The sequence below is a fragment of the Pusillimonas sp. genome (assembly GCF_035515275.1).
In the GTDB taxonomy this organism is placed as follows: Bacteria; Pseudomonadota; Gammaproteobacteria; order Burkholderiales; family Burkholderiaceae_B; genus Pusillimonas.
This window is the reverse complement of record NZ_DATJBQ010000068.1, coordinates 1-17,322: the sequence shown is the minus strand read 5'-3', so window position 1 is coordinate 17,322 and position 17,322 is coordinate 1. Positions and strand designations below refer to the sequence as shown.

The following is a 17,322-nucleotide window of genomic DNA, read 5'->3' as shown; positions in this document are numbered from 1 at the left end:
CACCGCTGGCATCCATCCTTATCTACCTGCTCATGGCCGGAGTCTTGTTCTTCAAGCCCGAAGGCCTTTTTCCTGCCCGTAGCTAAGGAGCACAATTCATGCAAAGCACCCTGCACCATCGTCTTTCGGCAGGCTGGATCGCCGTCTTGCTGCTCGCGCTCGTTGCGTTTCCCTACGTCGCCACCTTGCTGGGCCAAGAGTTCTACATCAGCTTCGGGTCGCGCCTGATCATTTTTGCTCTGGTGGCTTCCAGCCTGAACCTCATACTGGGTTTTGGGGGCATGGTCAGTCTGGGCCACGCCGCCTACTTCGGTGCCGGCGCCTATGTGGTGGCCATTCTCATGTACCACGACATCGCCTCGGCCTGGATCAGCTGGCCCACCGCCGTGCTGGTGGGTACCGTGCTTGCGTTTCTTATCGGGCTGGTCTGCCTGCGTACGCGCGGAGTGTATTTTATTATGATCACCCTCGCCTTCGCACAAATGACCTACTACATCTTTGTCTCGCTTCGCAGTTATGGCGGCGACGATGGACTGGCATTGATGCGGCGCTCGACACTGGGGGTCGACCTTGGCTCAGACACGGTTTTTTATTATGTATCGCTGGGCCTGACTGCTGCTGTGCTCTGGCTGATGCACCGGCTGCTCAATGCGCGTTTCGGACGGGTTCTGCAAGGCATACGCGAAAACGAAACCCGCATGCGGGCCATCGGCTATCCGGTGTTTCAGTACAAGCTTGCGGCATTTGTCATTGCGGGCGCCGTCGCTGCGCTAGGGGGCGCCCTGTTCGCCAATCAGAACTACATGGCCAGCCCCAGCCAGTTGCACTGGATGCAGTCGGGAACGCTGATGGTCATGGTTCTGGTAGGTGGGCTGGGCTACTTCTTTGGCGGGGTCATCGGTGCGGTAACGTTGTTGGTGCTTGAAGAGGTTCTTATGGCCTATACCACTCATTGGGCGCTCATATTGGGCTTCATACTGTTGGCGATCGTGCTGTTCATGCCAAACGGCCTGGCCAGCCTTCGGCTGCAGCGTTGGGCCAGGCCCCGCTCCGGAGGCCACTCATGACCCCCATGCTCGAGCTCAAAGGCATTGTGCGTCGCTACGGCGGCATCGTCGCCACCGACCATCTCAATCTGTCGATAGCCGGCGGCGAAACCCATGCCGTCATCGGCCCCAACGGGGCGGGCAAGACCACACTTATTCATCAGATCTCCGGAGAGCTCAGCCCTAACGAAGGCAGCATGGTGTTCAATGGTCACGACATTACCCATCTGCCCATGCATAAGCGTGTCGGGCTGGGCCTGGCGCGCTCCTACCAGATCACCAACATTTTTCGAAATTGCTCGGTGCTCGACAATCTGGCTTTGGCCGTCCAGGCACGCAGCGGATCCAGCATGCGGTTCTGGCGCCCCGCCATCAACGACGATCAGGTCTTCGACCAGGCACGCGAGCTGGCCGAAAAAATCGGCCTGGCACAACGACTGGACGCCATGGCGGCCAGCCTGGCCCACGGTGAACAACGGCTGCTCGAAGTCGGCCTGGCTCTGGCCACCCAACCGCGCATGTTGCTGCTTGATGAACCCATGGCGGGTATGGGGCCCAAAGAATCGCGCAGCCTGCTGCCCCTTATCCAGTCATTGGGCAACGAGCTCACCGTGCTGTTGGTGGAGCACGATATGGAAACCGTCTTTCAGCTTGCCGACCGCATTTCGGTCTTGGTCTCGGGCCGCATCATCGCAACAGGCTCACCCGACGAAATCCGCGGCAACGCCGAAGTGCGCAAAGCCTATCTGGGCGACGAGGTCAGCGTATGAACCCCTTACTCGAAGTTAAGGCCATTGAAACTGCTTACGGCAGCAGCAAGGTGTTGTTCGGCATCGACCTTGCCATCGAGGCCGGCCAAACCGCCACCTTGCTGGGGCGCAACGGCATGGGCAAGACGACCACCGTCCGTTCGGTGCTGGGCTTAACCCGTATCCACGGTGGCAGCATACGTTTTCAGGGTCACGAAATCGGCGCCTGGACCGCCGACCGCATCGCCCGCTTGGGCGTGGCCGTCGTGCCCGAGGGCCGCCACATTTTTCCCAATCTGTCCGTGCGCGAAAACCTGGTGGCCTTTGCCTGCAATCGCAGCCGGGCTGCGCAACCCTGGACGCTGGAACGCATCTACGCTTTGTTTCCGCGTCTGCTCGAACGTGCCAACAACATGGGCAATCAGTTGTCGGGGGGCGAGCAACAAATGCTTGCCATTGGCCGCGCGCTCATGACCAACCCGAAACTGCTCATTCTTGACGAAGCCACCGAAGGCCTGGCCCCGCTCATTCGCGAGGAAATCTGGCAGTGTCTGGCCCAATTGCGCGCCTTGGGGCAAACCACATTAATTATCGACAAGTACGTACAACGCCTTATCGAACTGGCCGATCGGCACACCATTATTGAACGCGGACAGGTGGTCTGGACCGGCGACTCTGACGCGCTGCGCCAATCGCCCGATATCTGGGAACGCTATATCGGGGTTTGAGCCACGGCGCACGTGTCAGTCTTGCAGGGTTTCTAAAGGGGTTTGCCCGTAGCGCTGGCGGTAGCGGGTACAGAACCTGCCCAAATGGCCAAACCCCCAGCGCAAGGCTACGTCGGTAACGCGCGTGCCCGGTGCGGCACCCAGCAGCTCGGCGTGCGCCTGCTCCATACGCTGCTCACGCACGTAAGCCATGGGCGACTGCCCGTATTGCTCTTTGAACGCAGCGCACAGGCTGCGCACGCTGGTTCCGCTCGCCTGGGCGATGCTGCCCAGGTCGAGCGCATCTTGCAAATGTGCGTGAATGAATTCTTGCGCCAGGCGTACGTTGCGTCGCGCACCTGTCGAGCGGCGACGCAACAGCTCGGTGTAATTATGCGGATGGCACAACAAAAGATGCTGGATAAGGATTTCTTCTTGTGCACGTACCCACTGAGCCGGGGGTGGGCTGCCCGCTGCCTGAAACCCGCACAGTAGTGAACTGACCTGATGCTGCCACGACTGCCCCTGGGCGGTGTCCAGGGCAAAACGCGGGCTGAACTCGACCGCCCGCCCGATTTGAGCACCCAGCAACCTGCTGCACGATTCTTCAACACGCTCGCGGGGGATCTTCAGTAGAAGTTGCTCGCAACCCTCGTTCCAGTCGAGAACCAGAGGCAGCGTGGGCGAAATGACAACCCCAGTACGGGAATCAGCCGCAACTGCCGTTCGACCCACCGTGATGCATGCCGCGCCGGTCAGAGGCACCTGAATCAGCAGGAAACGTCGCAGCTCGCCGGGCGCAATATGCACGGCCGCCCCATAGCGCAGCAAAAACAACGAAACCTCGCCCAACTGAAGATGACGCAGGAATGAATCGACCTTGCCCGAGCGCCAGACCAGGTCGTGCTCTTTGAGCGCCCCAGTAGTGGCCACCTTGGCCTCTTGCGGATCACGCGAGGCGAACAGCGCCGGCGCATCGTACAGCGGGGCCAGGCCCCTTCTAAACCACGGTTCCATCGTACAGCCCCTTGAAAGGTTCACGGCGATAGCGGACAACCGGCAAATGTTGCACGAGCTGGCTTTAAATTGCCAGAAAAGGATAGCCTCGCACAATGATCGCCAACATCATAATAAGACCGCATAAGAAAGGAGACAAACATGAATAAAACCAGCCTGAAGCTGGGGCCGCTTGCTGCGGCCCTATGCGCCGCCGCCCTAAGCATGGCGCCCGCCCATGCCGCCGACTCGATAAAAGTGGGGTTTTTGTCCACCTTGTCCGGTCCAGGCGGTGCCCTGGGCATCGACATCCGTGACGGATTCCAGCTAGCCCTGAAACACGCGGGAGGCAAACTGGGCGGCCTCGATACCGAGGTCATTGTTGTCGACGACCAGCAAAAGGCCGACGTCGGCCGCCAAGCGACCGATCGCCTGATCAAGCGCGATCACGTCGATGTCATGACGGGCATGGTGTTCTCTAATGTGCTGCTGCCGCTGATGCCCAGCATTGTGGGCAGCGACACCATTTATCTGTCGACCAACACCGGCCCGGCCGATTACGCCGGCGCAGACTGTAACCCGAATTTTTTCGTGGTGTCCTGGCAAAACGAAGACATTCCCGCTGCCATGGGTAAATATGTTACCGAGCAAAAGCATGACAGCGTCTTTTTAATAGCCCCCAACTACCCGGGCGGACGCGAATCCATCGGTGGTTTCAAGCGCCTGTACAAGGGCAAGATCGCCGACGAGGTTTACGTCAAGCTGGGCCAGCTCGACTTCTCGGCTGAATTGGCTCAGGCTCGCGCCTCAAAGGCCGACTCAGTCTTCTTTTTCTTGCCCGGCGGCATGGGCATCAGCTTCATCAAGCAACTTGAAAGCTCGGGCCTTTCAAAGAACATGAAAATCTACATGCCCGGGTTCTCGGGCGACCAGGACACCATCAAGGCGGTGGGCGATCCCATGCTGGGCACGTTCAACTCGTCCCAATGGTCGCCCGACCTTGACAACGCCCAGAACCAAAAGTTTGTCGCCGACTTCGAAAAAGAATACGGCCGTATTCCCACGCTGTATGCCTCTCAGGGTTACGACGCCGCCATGCTGCTTAACGCTGCAGTGCAAGACGTTAAAGGCAAGATCGAAGACAAGAACGCCTTTCGCCAGGCAATCAAGGCCGCCAACTTCAAATCGGTACGGGGCGACTTCAAGTTCAACACCAACCAGTACCCCATTCAAGACTACTACCTTCGCGAAGTGGTCAAGGACGACCAGGGGCGCATCACCAACAAGGTCGTCAGCACCATTCTAGAGGACTACCACGACCCATTCGCCGCCGAATGCAAAATGGGCCAGTCATAGCAGGAGCAACCATGTCTTACAGCAACGAACACATTGAGGGGCTGGTACGGCCCGACAGCGTGCATAAATCGGTTTACACCGACCCCGAGCTGTTTCAGCTTGAAATGCGACGCATCTACGGCCAGGCCTGGATATACGCAGGGCACGAAAGCCAGGTACCGCAGGTAGGCGATTACCACACCACCCGCATCGGCGACCAGGATGTGATCATGGTGCGCGGTACCGACAACAAGGTTCATGTGCTGTATAACCGCTGTCCGCACAAGGGGGCCATGCTGGTCGCGCGTGGCGACGGCAACGTCGGCAAGTTTTTTCGTTGCCCCTACCACGCATGGACCTTCAAGCTTGATGGCAGCCATCTGGCCGCGCCGATGCGGCGCGGCTTCGAAGGCACTTCGTTTGACCCGGCCTCGCCAGAGTTCTCGATGCGGCCACTGGCCCGCGTCGAGAGCTATCGCGGCTTCGTGTTTGCCAGCCAGGCAGCCAAGGGCCCGCCACTGGAGCAGTTTCTGGGTGGCGTACGCTCGTCCATCGACAACCTGTGCGATCGCTCCCCCGAGGGCGAGGTCGAGGTGGCGGGCGGCGTGTTCAAGGTGATGCAGCCTTCCAACTGGAAGGTCTTCTACGAGAACCTGCACGACACCATGCACGCCAACGTTACACACGAGTCTTCATACAGTTCGGCACGCAAGCAGGCCGAATCCATTGGTCATATGCCTTTAGAGCTGCATATCATGGACGGCAACGGCGAACCCTACGATTTCTGGGAGAAACTTTCATTAATGGCGTTTGACTACGGCCACGGCTATATGGAGGGCATCTTCAATCCGGGCGCCATCGAAACCGACCCCATCACGCGTTCACATTTTGAAGCGCTCGAGGCCGCCTACGGCCGCGAACGGGCAATGGCAATACTGGGCGAGAACCGCCACAACACCATTATCTACGGTAGCGGATCGCCACACACCGTGTTCCAGCAATTCAGGGTGATACGGCCCATTGCGGTCGATCGCACCCTGGTCGAGATCCAGACCTTCAGGCTCAAAGGAGCGCCCGAAGCGATATTCAAGCGAGGCCTGATGTACGCCAACCTGATCAACTCGCCGTCATCAAACGTCATGCCGGACGATATTGAACTGTACGGGCGATGCCAGCAAGGCAATCAGACCGACGGCGGCGAGTGGGTCAGCCAGCACCGCTATGCCGGCACCGACCAAGCTATAGAAGGCGGCATGACATCTATCAACGGCACCAGCGAGCTGCCCATGCGCAACCAGTTCAACGCATGGAAAAAATACATGCTGGGCGAAATGTAAATTTGCCTTCAAAGACCTGGCACCTCGCACTGCCCCCGTCCGAGACCAACCCAAGCTGACAACATTCGGGCCTGTATCAAAGCCGATTGTTTCGCTACGGAGTATCCAATATGTTATTTGACATCGACTTCGACGTATCCACGACCAAGAGCAAAGACGTCACGGTTCCGCTGGAAACCTACCACGGGGTCCAGCAGTTCATCTATCGCGAAGCGCGCCTGCTTGACGAACGCCAATGGCAGCCCTGGCTTGACCTTTGGACCGACGACGGCATGTACTGGATTCCGCAGCAGCAAGGCCAGACCAGCCCCTACGACCACATATCGCTATGTTGGGAAAACGCCATGCTGCGCGAGTTGCGCCTGCGCACGCTCGACAATCCGCGCAACTGGGCGCAACAGCCCAAAACCCATGCCACACGCGTTGTCGGTAACGTCATGATCGACGGCGCCGATGGCGACGGCTGTCTTATCGTGCGTTCTGCCTTTCACATGACCGAGTGGCGCAAAGACACTTTGCGCCATATGGCGGGCAACTACATTCACAAGCTGGTTGCGCACGAAGACAGCTGGCGCATACGCCTCAAGCAGGTAAACCTCGTCAATTGCGACGCCGTCCACGGCGCCATCCAAGTCTACCTATGACAGCACAAACCGCCCTGCTTGCGCTTCATTACCAGAACGACGTTTTACATTCAAAAGGCAAGATCCGCGTGGGCATCGCGGCAGACAGCCCCGAACGCGGACGCCTGATCGCTGCGGGCGAGGCCTTGCTTGGCTTTGCCCGTGCCCGTTCCATGCCCGTTGTTCATGTGCGCGTGGCGTACCGCCCCGACGGCGCCGACATCATCACTAACGCGCCCATATTCCGCAACGTGGCCAAGATCGGCGCGGTCCAGGAAGGTAGTTGGGGGGCCCAGTTTTACGACAGCCTTGCGCCGGTTCCAGACAGCACGCGCGAGTTCGTGGTCAAACACAGTCGCATCAACGCCTTCTTTGGCTCCCAACTCGAAGAAGTGCTGCGTGTACTGGGCGTATCACAGTTGCTTGTCGCCGGCGTAGCCACCCATTCAGTCGTTGAAAGCACGGTACGCCACGCCGTGGACATGGGCTTCGAGGTATCTGTCGCAGCCGATGCCTGCTCGGCGGCCGACCCCGCCGTGCACCGCGCCGCACTCCAGAGCATGAGCGTTATTGCACAGATACTGGACACCACAGCGCTTGAGCAGGCTTATCCTTTGTACGGATGATTAACTACATGGCCTCATTTTCTCCCCTGGTTGATCTGACCGAAAAAACCGCCATCGTGACGGGCAGCACCCAAGGATTGGGTGCTGATATTGCTCGGGTTTTATCGCATTGCGGCGCATCGGTTGTGGTGGTGGGCCGCAATGCCGACCAAGGCATAGCGCTGGCCGACACACTGAACCAAGAAGGTGGAAGCGCCCTGTACTGCCAAACCGATATTCAACAAGACAACGACATTGACCGCTGCATCGAGCAGACCCTGGCCCGCTTCGACCACCTGGATATTCTGGTCAATAACGCGTGCATCTACGAAGACGAAGGGTTGGAGTCAACACGCGAGCAATGGCATCGCACCCTGGGCGTCAACCTGGTGTCGGCGGCCATATTCGCCCAAAAAGCCGCTGTCCACATGAAGGCCGGCAACGTCATCATTAACATGGGCAGTACGGGCGGCAAGTTTGGCGCGGCCGGCCGCGCCTTGTACCCCGCCTCGAAGGCCGCCATGCTGCAATTCACCAAGAACCTTGCAGTTACCCTTGCACCCAAGGGCATCCGGGCAGTGGCCGTTTCCCCTGCCTGGACCTGGTCACCTTCGGTCGAGCGCTTAAGCAAAGGCAGCCGCCCTGACGCCGACCGGGTGGCTGCAGCCATGCACCCACTGGGCCGCGTCGGCAACGGCGCCGAAGTCGGCAATGCCGTCGCCTTTCTGGCCAGCGACGCCGCCTCGTGGATCACCGGTGTCGATATCCCGGTCGACGGCGGGTTCTCGGTGCTGGGGCCGGACCAAGGGGTGTCTCCGAGGCAGTGGTTCGACACCATTTTAAAGAATTAGCCTGGCCCCCAAAGCAAAACGACCCAGCACAGTCGTTGCCTCAGATATCGGGACACGCCGGCAGCCCTTAAAATAAACCTGCGTTGCCCGCTTGACCGCCCACTGTTAAAGTAGACAATCGGCATCGGCCCGAGCGCGGCTTTCTGGTCATACGCACTTTGTACTACCAGATAGGCATATACGGCTCTGGCCTGATAGTTCGCTGTGCGTTCCAGCGTGTTGCTTTTTGCATGTAGGCATCATGAATTCGCTCCATTCTTTTCAAGCTCGCTCCATCACCGGCGAAACCATTGACCTTTCCGAATACAAGGGCAAGGTGGCGCTGGTTGTCAATGTCGCCTCAAAGTGCGGCTACACCCCACAATACGAAGGCCTCGAAGCCCTGTATCAAGACTACAAAGAGCGCGGGTTTTCCGTGTTGGCGTTTCCGTGCAACCAGTTTGGCAACCAAGAGCCAGGCAATAGCGTCGACATTCTTACTTTCTGCGCTACGGTGTATAAGGCCAGCTTCCCGTTGTTTGAAAAAATCGACGTAAACGGCCCGCACGCACACCCGGTGTACAACTGGCTCAAAGATGAAAAGGCCGGAGTACTGGGTACCAAGGCCATCAAATGGAACTTCACGAAATTTTTAGTCGGCCGTGACGGGCAGGTAATACAGCGCTACGGGTCATCGACCACCCCCGACGAATTGCGCGCCGACATCGAAAAAGCGCTTGCTCAAGGAACCTCATGATCGACCTGTACTACTGGACCACACCCAACGGACACAAAATAACGATGTTCCTTGAAGAGGCCGAGCTGCCTTACAAGGTGCTGCCCATTAATATCGGCAAAGGCGAACAGTTTCAGCCTCAGTTTCTTGAAATCTCGCCCAACAATCGTATTCCGGCCATGGTCGACCACGCCCCGGCCGACGGCGGCGAGCCCATCTCGGTGTTCGAATCGGGTGCCATGCTGGTTTATCTGGCCGAAAAAACCGGCCGTTTTCTGCCTGCCGATGTACGCGGCCGAAACCAGGTCATGCAGTGGCTGTTCTGGCAAATGGCGGGCTTAGGCCCCATGGCCGGCCAAAACCACCATTTTGGTACGTACGCGCCCGAAAAAATTCAGTATGCCATCGACCGCTACGTGGGCGAAACCGGGCGTCTTTACGGCGTACTGAACAAACGTCTGGCCCAGCATGAATTCATTGCCGACCAATACTCCATCGCCGACATGGCCTGCTACCCCTGGATCGTGTCTCATGAAAGACAAAACCAGAACCTGAACGATTTTCCCCACCTGAAGCGCTGGTTCGACACCATTGCCAAACGGCCGGCCACCATCCGCGCCTACGATGTGGCCAAAACGGTAAATAGCCAACCCACGGTACACGACGACGAAGCGCGCAAGATTCTGTTCGGACAAAACGCGCAGACAGTACGTTAACACCTTGCCCCCCCGCACCCCATGACCCCCATTCCATCACGTCCGTGGCTACGAACAGCCATGGCAACCGCATGCACCCTGGTTCTTGCCGCCTGTGCCAGCGGCCCGCGCGACAACATCACGCTGGTTCCGGCCGACAAGATCGAACAAGAAAGCCGAAAAGACGGCCTGTTTACGCAACCGCTTAAATACAAGTTAAGCAAGCCAGGCTGCAAGGGCGAATGCCCACAAATCGAAGTGGATTCTTTGGTGTTTCCGGGGGTGGCCATACTGACCCAACTGGTCGACCATGCCCTGGCAACCATGACAGGCGTCAGCGCCGACCATCCACAGCCGTATGCCACGATAAAAGAGTACCAAGACTATTTCTGGCAAACCGCCGCTGCGCGCGACTCGACCATATTTACAGCCGACGCGCGCTATCGCAGCCGCAACCTGACCGTCATCGAGCTCAACACCTGGCAGTATTACACCGGTGCGGCACACGGCATTGCGGCTACCCAGTTTCTGAATTGGGACAACAGCGCCGGCAAGGTGCTGGGCACGGCCGATATTCTTCAACCGGGCGCCCACGATCGCTATGTCCAGGCCCTGCGCGACGCGCACGGACGCTGGTTGGCCGAGCACCCCGACGCACAACAGGACCCTGCCAATTTCAACCGGTTATGGCCGTTTCAACCCAGCGAAAACTTTGCGCTTACCGATGCGGGCCTGGTCGTAAAGTACAACTCGTACGAACTGGCGCCGTACTCGTCGGGCCAGCCCGAACTGACCATACCGTATGAACAACTGCAGGGAATCCTGAAGCCCGCCTACCTGCCCGGTTAACGCCTGGCACGCGGGTGGCGTAGGCGCCCGTGACCGAACAGCCGGTTCGGACGGCTGGCGCCCGGGCCTAACCGGCGGTAATGTCCAGCTTGGCGATACCCAGCGCCAACGTTTTGGTGCCTGCACCGCGAAACTGAATCTGCGCCTGCGAGTCTAGCCCCATTCCGCTCAAGCCGATAATCGTACCTTCGCCAAACTTGGCGTGATGCACTCCCTGTCCAATACGATAGTGCTTGTCGCCAACCGTGACCCCGCTACTTACCGCACGCGGCGCACGCGGGGCGGCAGTTCCGGTAGCAGGCCGAGCGTAGGCATCCGAACGCCGCCACGAGCCCGAGCTCCAGTTATCGGCAGGCAGGACACGCGTCTCGCGTGGGGTCAGCCATTTAAGGTGTTGTTCGGGAATTTCGTCCAGGAACCGCGACCTCATGGCGTAACGCGTCTGGCCGTGCAGCATGCGGCTTTGCGCCAGGGTAAGGTAAAGCCGCTCGCGGGCACGCGTTATGGCCACATACATCAGTCGGCGTTCCTCTTCGAGCCCGGCCGGCTCGAGCAAGCTGTTTTCGTGCGGAAACAACCCTTCCTCGATGCCGGTAATAAATACGGAATCGAACTCAAGCCCCTTGGCCGCGTGCACAGTCATGAGTTGCACCGCGTCTTGCCCGGCCTGTGCCTGGTTGTCGCCCGCTTCAAGCGAGGCATGCGACAAAAAAGCAGCCAACGGAGACATGGCAAATTCGGTCTCAGGTGTATCGATCACGCCTTCGCTGTCTGGCAGCCCGGTTACCGGCCGCTCAATCGCCAGGGCTGCCGGCAGGCCTTCGATGTTTTCTTCGACGCAGAACACCGTGGCCGCATTGACCAGTTCCTGCAAGTTCTCAAGCCGTTCGGCGCCCTCTTTTTCGGCCTGATAATGAGCACGCAAGCCACTATGATGAACCACGTGCTCGATAAGATCGGGCAGCGACAAGACCTGGGCCTCGTGCGCCATATTGGTGATCAGCTCGGCAAACCTGGCCAGATTGCTGCCGCCTTTTCCGGACATAAACGGCACGGCACCATACAAGCTGGTGCCCTGCTGCCGAGACAGGTCGGCCAGCTGCTCGAGTGTGCGCGCGCCAATACCCCGGGTAGGAAAATTAACCACCCTCAGCCATGAGGTGTCGTCATGCGGATTGTCCATAAGGCGCAAGTAGGCCAGCGCATGCTTGACTTCTTGTCGCTCGAAGAAACGCAAGCCTCCGTACACCTTGTACGGGATGCCGGCCGAAAATAGTGCGTGCTCAATAACCCGAGACTGCGCATTGCTGCGATACAGGACCGCGGTTTCACTGCGCAGTCGGCCGTCGTTGATCAGGGCCTTGATCTCGTCAACAACCCATTGGGCCTCCATGAGGTCGGAAGGCTGCTCAATAACGCGAACCGGCTCGCCCTCGCCCTGGGCCGTCCAAAGATTTTTGCCGAGTCGGGCACTATTATGCGAAATAAGCGCGTTGGCCGAATCTAGAATGTGCCCGTACGAGCGATAGTTCTGCTCAAGCCGTATGACCGAGCCGCGGGCGTAATCACGCTCGAAATCGGCCATATTGCCCACGTTGGCGCCGCGAAAGGCGTAGATCGACTGGTCGTCGTCGCCCACGGCGAACACACAGGCGCCCCCGCCGGCCAGCAATTGCAGCCAACGGTATTGCAGGGTGTTGGTATCTTGAAACTCGTCTACCAAAATATGGCGGAAACGACGCTGGTAATGCTCGCGGATGGGGCCGTTGCGTTTAAGCAGCTCGAACGCGCGCAGCAACAACTCGGCAAAATCAACCACACCCTCGCGTTCACACTGCGCCTGATACAGGCTGTAAATTTCGACCAGACGGCGTCGGTGGGGGTCGTCGGCGGCTACCGCATCGGGGCGCAAGCCGTCTTCTTTGGCGCCGTTGATAAAGCGCTGGACGTCTCGGGGTGGATACTTGTCGTCATCGATGCCTGCGCCCTTGATCAGGCGCTTGATCGCTGAAAGCTGGTCGGCCGAGTCAAGAATCTGAAAGGTCTGAGGCAGGCCCGCATCGCGATGATGCGCGCGCAACATACGGTTGCACAGACCGTGAAACGTGCCCACCCATAAACCGCGAGTGTCCAGCGGCAACTGGCCGGACAAGCGAGTAAGCATTTCGCGGGCTGACTTATTGGTAAACGTGACCGCCAGCAAGTTGTAGGGGCCCGTTTGGCCTGTCTGGATAAGCCAGGCCATGCGTGTGGTTAGAACACGGGTTTTTCCGCTGCCCGCGCCGGCCAGGACCAGTGCGTGCTGAGGAGGAAGTGTAACGGCGGCTCGTTGTTCGGGATTGAGCTGCTCGATCATGCCGCGTAGCGGCGTAGCCGATACGAGAACTGTTCAAGCCCTTCGATGCCGCTTTGTTGCGCACGCTGGCACCAGGCCTGCAGGTCGGACAACAACTGTTCGCTGGTGGCGCTGGAGCTTTCCCACAGGCGGGTCAGCTCTTGCCGCATCTGAACCAGGGTGGACAACGACTGGTTCTGAGCCAGGATGGTGTCGAGTTCGGCACGCTGGGCAGGCTCGAGTGCATCGGCGTTGGTGGAACCCAGTTTGTGCTTGATGCGGCTAAGCTGGCTCCAGCGGCAGTCGGCACTGTTTTTTTGGCGCAAGGGTTTGAGCTTGGCAAGCTCGTCGGAGGCGGCCTGTTTAATCAGGTCGGCATACCGGGCCAGAATTTCGTAGCGGTGCAAAATAACGCCCTCGAGGGTTTGCAAGCTGACTGACTCAGTGGCCGGTTCGAGTTTGAGCTTGGGCGCTACACGACGCACCGTAGCCAGGCGCAAGAAGCTAAGTACTTTGATGTAGCCCCAGCCGATGTCGAGCTCCCACCATTTGGCCGAGAACTTGGCCGAAGTGGCGTAAGCGTGGTGGTTATTGTGCAGTTCTTCGCCGCCGATAATGATGCCCCACGGAGACACGTTGGTGCTGGTGTCGGGGCTGGCATAATTGCGGTAGCCCCAGAAGTGGCCAATACCATTAACCACACCCGCTGCCCAGAAGGGGATCCAGGCCATTTGAATGGCCCAGACAGTTAGGCCCAGCACCCCAAACAGCGCCAGGTCGAGGCCCAGCATAATAAGAATGCCCAGCCCGCTATGGCGCGTGTATACATTGCGCTCGAGCCAGTCGTCGGGCGTGCCGGAGCCATAGCGCTTAAGTGTTTCGGCGTTGGCGGCCTCTTCGCGGTACAGCTCGGCACCACGGAAGAACACCTTATTGATACCGTAGACCATGGGCGAGTGAGGATCGCCCTCGCGTTCGCACTTGGCGTGATGCTTGCGGTGTATGGCTACCCACTCTTTGGTAACCATACCGGTGGTCATCCAAAGCCAGAAGCGGAAAAAATGCATGACGGCCGGATGAAGATCAAGCCCCCGGTGTGTTTGACTGCGGTGCAGGAAAATCGTAACGCCCAAAATGGTGACGTGCGTAAGCGCCAAGGTAACCAGCGCGACCTGCCACCAAGAAAATTGCAGCAAGCCGCCCGCAAGGAAAGTAAGTAAGTTGTCCATATACCTGCTAAGTAAGGCCCAAAAAAGGTAACCCCTAGTTGAATATCCAGTAAATTCTAGCGTAGATGCTGTAATTCTGACAGTAAAGTTTCAAAATAGTTTTTGAGGAAAATCAAGGACATGCCGCGATGAATTCCGCTGAAACTATTGAATCAGGGCGTTTGGCGGGCGTCAGCGCGCTGCATTACCGCCGCAAAAAAACCGTCGGTACCGTGGCGATCTGGCCGCATCGACAAATACGGCCCCAAAAGCGTCAGGTTCTTGCAACGATCTTTAACGATTTCTGCGGCATCCAGCAGTTTGAATTCAGGATTCTCGGCTAAAAACGCTTCGACCTGGCGCTCGTTCTCTTCAGGAAGCACGCTGCAAGTAGCGTAGACCAGCCTGCCCCCAGCTGCCACACATGCCGAAGCCTGCCGCAAGATGCGTGCCTGCAATGCGCGCAACTCGTCCAGCGACTCGGGGTGTTGCCGCCATTTCAGGTCGGGGTTGCGGCGCAAGGTGCCCAGGCCGCTGCACGGGGCGTCAACCAGCACACGATGCGCCTTGCCGCGTAAGCGGCGCACTCGCTGGTCGTTGTCAGGGCTGATCACGACCGGAACAATATTGGACAGCCCGCTACGGGCAAACCGCGGTTTGGCGCGCGCCAACCTGGCGGCCGAGACGTCAAAAGCGTAAAGGCGCCCCGTAGAGCGCATCATGGCACCCAGCAGCAGGGTCTTGCCCCCTGCTCCCGCGCAATAATCGATGATCATTTCGCCGCGCCTGGGGCCGACCAGAGCAGTCAGAATCTGGCTACCCTCGTCCTGAACCTCGATTTCGCCCCGCTCGAACATCGGCCACCGATTGACCGGTGGGCGTCCCTGCATGCGAATACCCCAAGGCGAGTACGGTGTCGGCTGGGGGTCGTAACGCGCGGCCGGGCCTTCGCGTAATGTTTGCAACATGACGTCGCGCTCGGCCTTCATGGAATTGACCCGCAGATCGAGCGGCGCCGACTGGTTCAAAGCCTCGACCAGTTGCTGGACATCGTCCAGTCCGCCCAGCCTTTGCATCAGCCAATCAGGAAGACTCCAACGAATTTCGGGTGCTAGGCTGTTCAGGTCGATGCCGCGCACACGTTCGAGCCAGGCTTTTTCGTCGGCGGACAAGGCTTCGTCAAGTTTTGCCGGTTCGAACACCGCACTTAAACCCAGAATGGCCAATCGACGCGAAGCCGGTCCCGTGCCACTTTGGGAAAATTGACGATAACGACGTAAATGCCGCAGGACATCAAAAACACCATCGGCCAGTTCAGCCCGGTCACGAGCGCCCAGTTTGGGGTGCGCACGCAGCCACCGCGACAACACCGCATCAGCCGGAAACTGCCACTGCAGGATTTCACCCAGCACGTCCTGCACCTGCTGAATGCGGGCAGCAGCAACGACGTAGGGCCGCGTCGGGTGGCCAGCCCCAGACCTTGCCGACTTGGGCGAAGCCGTCGGGGCGGCTGACGGCCTGGCTCTTGCCGCACGCGCTGAACCCGAACCCCGGGTCTTGTTTGAATGACTCATGTTTACTCTCAAAAATCAGCTTGCGTCGCTGTCGGACGCCAATATGAATGAACGACTTGCGACATCGCGAACGTGTACTTTTTGCATGGCATCCAGGGTAACCCGCCCTTCTGCCAGCCACTTTACGACCTCGCCATATACCTTGTGCTCAAGCCCCAGCAGCCGGGCGGCAAGCGACTCGGGCGTGTCCCCGGCCCTGACGGGCACGACACCCTGGGCAATAATTGGCCCGTGATCAAGCACGGGGGTAACGAAATGCACAGTGCAACCATGCCACTGCACACCCACGGCCAAAGCCTGCTGATGGGTGTGCAAGCCCGGAAACGCCGGAAGCAGCGACGGGTGAATGTTAACCAGTCGTCCGTTAAACCGTTCGACAAACGCCGTTCCCAACACCCGCATGAATCCGGCCAGCAAGACGTAATGCGGCTGATGGACCTCGATTGCTTCGGCAAGGGCCGTATCGAATTGTTCGCGTGATGCGTAGTTTTTGTGGGCCACGACGCTGGCAGTGATGCCGTTTTGTTCGGCCCAATCCAGCGCAGCTGCGCTCGCCGAGCTGGACACCACGGCGCAAACCTGGGCAGTTGGCCCTTGCTTGTGCGCTGCGTCTACTATGGCGCGCATATTGCTACCCCGCCCTGATACAAGCACAACGAAGCGGCAGGCAGAGGAATTTGTTTGGGACAAGAGGTTTTTCCAGAGTAAGCCAACGTAAAATTGTAAACTCTCGGATGTGAAACCTTCCTTCAGAATTTACCGCCATCTTCCGCGCTACGACAGCCAAAGCGCCAGCGCTGTCACCATCGGCAATTTCGATGGGGTACATCGTGGGCATCAGGCCATACTTCGGCGCGTCGTCCAAGAGGCCGCCCTGCGCGACGTCGCCCCCACGGTCATGACCTTCCAGCCGCATCCGCGTGCCTTCTTTGCTCAACGCGGCCAGCGGCCCGAGCTTGTCCCCACCCAGATCAGCAGTTTACGTGACAAGGCCTGGGCGATGTGTCGGCTGCAACTGCAACAACTGGTGTTGCAGCGCTTCAACCAGCAGTTGGCCGACATGCCGGCCGAAGCGTTCATTGAAAACCTGCTGGTGCGCGGCCTGCGCACGCGATGGCTGCTCGTGGGCGAAGACTTTCGCTACGGACACAAACGCATGGGTGACGTCGCCCTGCTGCGCCGCGCGGGCAAACAGCACGGATTCGACGTCGACACGATTTCGGACGTGGTTGACGACCACGGTTACCGCATCTCCAGCTCTGAAGTTCGCACGGCACTGGCAGTTGGAAACCTCGAACGCGCCGAGCGTCTGCTGGGCCATACCTACCGCATCAGCGGTCACGTCGTTCACGGCCAAAAACTGGGACGCACCCTAGGCTACCCCACCTTGAACATTCGGGTGCCGACCTTGTGCGCGGCACGCTCGGGCGTGTATGTGGTGCGCGCCCACGGGCTGGCCGACCAGCCTCTGAGCGGTGTAGCCAGCCTGGGGGTTCGACCCACGGTAACCGATACCGGACGCATCATGCTCGAGGTTCACCTTCTGGACCGGCACATCGAGGCATACGGTAAACTCACTCAAATCGAGTTCCTCAAGTATCTGAGGGACGAAGAAAAATTCCCCGACCTTCCTGCTATGATCGCCGCCATCGACAACGATGCGCAAAGCGCTCGAGATTATTTCGCGCTCCATGGAC

General features: G+C 58.9%; 17 protein-coding genes. 12 read left to right on the top strand and 5 right to left on the bottom strand.

Annotated elements, in window-relative coordinates; genetic code table 11:
* The first annotated feature begins 98 nt into the window (after positions 1-98).
* From VL003_RS05145 to VL003_RS05135, 3 genes are read left to right on the top strand one after another with little or no spacing between them, the layout of a single operon-like run.
* Positions 99-1,067 carry a branched-chain amino acid ABC transporter permease gene (locus VL003_RS05145; protein WP_325440242.1) on the top strand — a complete coding sequence of 323 codons (969 nt, stop codon included), beginning with the start codon at positions 99-101 and terminating at the stop codon, positions 1,065-1,067.
* The gene (locus VL003_RS05140) at positions 1,064-1,816 is read left to right on the top strand and encodes an ABC transporter ATP-binding protein (protein ID WP_325440240.1); all 753 of its coding nucleotides are present in this window, start codon (positions 1,064-1,066) and stop codon (positions 1,814-1,816) included. Before VL003_RS05145 ends, VL003_RS05140 begins: the two co-directional genes overlap by 4 nt.
* Entirely contained in the window at positions 1,813-2,523 is a 711-nt protein-coding gene (locus VL003_RS05135; protein ID WP_325440239.1) for an ABC transporter ATP-binding protein, read from the top strand. Before VL003_RS05140 ends, VL003_RS05135 begins: the two co-directional genes overlap by 4 nt.
* 15 nt (positions 2,524-2,538) lie before the next feature.
* Here VL003_RS05135 and VL003_RS05130 read toward each other — a convergent pair whose 3' ends face one another.
* A complete protein-coding gene (locus tag VL003_RS05130; protein WP_325440238.1) occupies positions 2,539-3,519 on the bottom strand; it encodes an AraC family transcriptional regulator in 981 nt (326 codons plus the stop codon).
* 141 nt (positions 3,520-3,660) lie between these two features.
* Here VL003_RS05130 and VL003_RS05125 point away from each other — a divergent pair, with 141 nt between their 5' ends.
* The 8 genes from VL003_RS05125 (at position 3,661) to VL003_RS05090 (ending at position 10,508) form a co-directional block, all read left to right on the top strand.
* Positions 3,661-4,854: an ABC transporter substrate-binding protein gene (locus VL003_RS05125; RefSeq protein ID WP_325440237.1), complete on the top strand. Its 1,194-nt coding sequence runs from the start codon at positions 3,661-3,663 to the stop codon at positions 4,852-4,854.
* A gap of 11 nt (positions 4,855-4,865) precedes the next feature.
* Positions 4,866-6,170 carry an aromatic ring-hydroxylating dioxygenase subunit alpha gene (locus VL003_RS05120; protein WP_325440236.1) on the top strand — a complete coding sequence of 435 codons (1,305 nt, stop codon included), beginning with the start codon at positions 4,866-4,868 and terminating at the stop codon, positions 6,168-6,170.
* 110 nt (positions 6,171-6,280) lie between these two features.
* Positions 6,281-6,814, top strand: a complete 534-nt coding sequence (locus VL003_RS05115; protein ID WP_325440235.1) for an aromatic-ring-hydroxylating dioxygenase subunit beta — start codon at positions 6,281-6,283, stop codon at positions 6,812-6,814.
* Entirely contained in the window at positions 6,811-7,419 is a 609-nt protein-coding gene (locus tag VL003_RS05110) for a cysteine hydrolase family protein (protein WP_325440234.1), read from the top strand. The genes VL003_RS05115 and VL003_RS05110 overlap by 4 nt, the downstream gene beginning before the upstream one ends.
* Before the next feature lie 8 nt (positions 7,420-7,427).
* The gene (locus VL003_RS05105; RefSeq protein ID WP_325440233.1) at positions 7,428-8,249 is read left to right on the top strand and encodes an SDR family oxidoreductase; all 822 of its coding nucleotides are present in this window, start codon (positions 7,428-7,430) and stop codon (positions 8,247-8,249) included.
* Between the two features lie 241 nt (positions 8,250-8,490).
* Positions 8,491-8,985 carry a glutathione peroxidase gene (locus VL003_RS05100; RefSeq protein WP_325440231.1) on the top strand — a complete coding sequence of 165 codons (495 nt, stop codon included), beginning with the start codon at positions 8,491-8,493 and terminating at the stop codon, positions 8,983-8,985.
* Positions 8,982-9,680 carry a glutathione binding-like protein gene (locus VL003_RS05095; protein WP_325440214.1) on the top strand — a complete coding sequence of 233 codons (699 nt, stop codon included), beginning with the start codon at positions 8,982-8,984 and terminating at the stop codon, positions 9,678-9,680. Before VL003_RS05100 ends, VL003_RS05095 begins: the two co-directional genes overlap by 4 nt.
* Before the next feature lie 60 nt (positions 9,681-9,740).
* The gene (locus VL003_RS05090) at positions 9,741-10,508 is read left to right on the top strand and encodes an RsiV family protein (RefSeq protein ID WP_325440212.1); all 768 of its coding nucleotides are present in this window, start codon (positions 9,741-9,743) and stop codon (positions 10,506-10,508) included.
* Positions 10,509-10,575: 67 nt separating this feature from the next.
* On the opposite strand, the gene VL003_RS05085 is transcribed toward VL003_RS05090, so the two are convergent.
* From VL003_RS05085 to purN, 4 genes are all read right to left on the bottom strand, one after another.
* Positions 10,576-12,864, bottom strand: a complete 2,289-nt coding sequence (locus VL003_RS05085; protein WP_325440210.1) for a UvrD-helicase domain-containing protein — start codon at positions 12,862-12,864, stop codon at positions 10,576-10,578.
* Entirely contained in the window at positions 12,861-14,072 is a 1,212-nt protein-coding gene (locus VL003_RS05080; protein ID WP_325440208.1) for a DesA family fatty acid desaturase, read from the bottom strand. The genes VL003_RS05085 and VL003_RS05080 overlap by 4 nt, the downstream gene beginning before the upstream one ends.
* 152 nt (positions 14,073-14,224) lie before the next feature.
* Complete coding sequence (locus VL003_RS05075) at positions 14,225-15,463, bottom strand: RsmB/NOP family class I SAM-dependent RNA methyltransferase (protein WP_414708249.1); 1,239 nt, start codon at positions 15,461-15,463, stop codon at positions 14,225-14,227.
* A 177-nt stretch (positions 15,464-15,640) separates the two neighbouring features.
* A complete protein-coding gene (purN, locus tag VL003_RS05070) occupies positions 15,641-16,252 on the bottom strand; it encodes a phosphoribosylglycinamide formyltransferase (RefSeq protein WP_414708248.1) in 612 nt (203 codons plus the stop codon).
* A gap of 109 nt (positions 16,253-16,361) precedes the next feature.
* Here purN and VL003_RS05065 point away from each other — a divergent pair.
* Positions 16,362-17,322, top strand: a 961-nt coding sequence (locus VL003_RS05065) for a bifunctional riboflavin kinase/FAD synthetase (protein ID WP_325440202.1), incomplete at its 3' end; no start/stop codon positions are given.

What these genes read in the sequence shown, in the direction of transcription:
- VL003_RS05145 (WP_325440242.1), top strand. Translation starts at nt 99, where the DNA reads ATGCAAAGCACCCTGCACCATCGTCTTTCGGCAGGCTGGATCGCCGTC.
- VL003_RS05140 (WP_325440240.1), top strand. Translation starts at nt 1,064, where the DNA reads ATGACCCCCATGCTCGAGCTCAAAGGCATTGTGCGTCGCTACGGCGGC.
- VL003_RS05135 (WP_325440239.1), top strand. Translation starts at nt 1,813, where the DNA reads ATGAACCCCTTACTCGAAGTTAAGGCCATTGAAACTGCTTACGGCAGC.
- VL003_RS05130 (WP_325440238.1), bottom strand. Translation starts at nt 3,519, where the DNA reads ATGGAACCGTGGTTTAGAAGGGGCCTGGCCCCGCTGTACGATGCGCCG.
- VL003_RS05125 (WP_325440237.1), top strand. Translation starts at nt 3,661, where the DNA reads ATGAATAAAACCAGCCTGAAGCTGGGGCCGCTTGCTGCGGCCCTATGC.
- VL003_RS05120 (WP_325440236.1), top strand. Translation starts at nt 4,866, where the DNA reads ATGTCTTACAGCAACGAACACATTGAGGGGCTGGTACGGCCCGACAGC.
- VL003_RS05115 (WP_325440235.1), top strand. Translation starts at nt 6,281, where the DNA reads ATGTTATTTGACATCGACTTCGACGTATCCACGACCAAGAGCAAAGAC.
- VL003_RS05110 (WP_325440234.1), top strand. Translation starts at nt 6,811, where the DNA reads ATGACAGCACAAACCGCCCTGCTTGCGCTTCATTACCAGAACGACGTT.
- VL003_RS05105 (WP_325440233.1), top strand. Translation starts at nt 7,428, where the DNA reads ATGGCCTCATTTTCTCCCCTGGTTGATCTGACCGAAAAAACCGCCATC.
- VL003_RS05100 (WP_325440231.1), top strand. Translation starts at nt 8,491, where the DNA reads ATGAATTCGCTCCATTCTTTTCAAGCTCGCTCCATCACCGGCGAAACC.
- VL003_RS05095 (WP_325440214.1), top strand. Translation starts at nt 8,982, where the DNA reads ATGATCGACCTGTACTACTGGACCACACCCAACGGACACAAAATAACG.
- VL003_RS05090 (WP_325440212.1), top strand. Translation starts at nt 9,741, where the DNA reads ATGGCAACCGCATGCACCCTGGTTCTTGCCGCCTGTGCCAGCGGCCCG.
- VL003_RS05085 (WP_325440210.1), bottom strand. Translation starts at nt 12,864, where the DNA reads ATGATCGAGCAGCTCAATCCCGAACAACGAGCCGCCGTTACACTTCCT.
- VL003_RS05080 (WP_325440208.1), bottom strand. Translation starts at nt 14,072, where the DNA reads ATGGACAACTTACTTACTTTCCTTGCGGGCGGCTTGCTGCAATTTTCT.
- purN (WP_414708248.1), bottom strand. Translation starts at nt 16,252, where the DNA reads ATGCGCGCCATAGTAGACGCAGCGCACAAGCAAGGGCCAACTGCCCAG.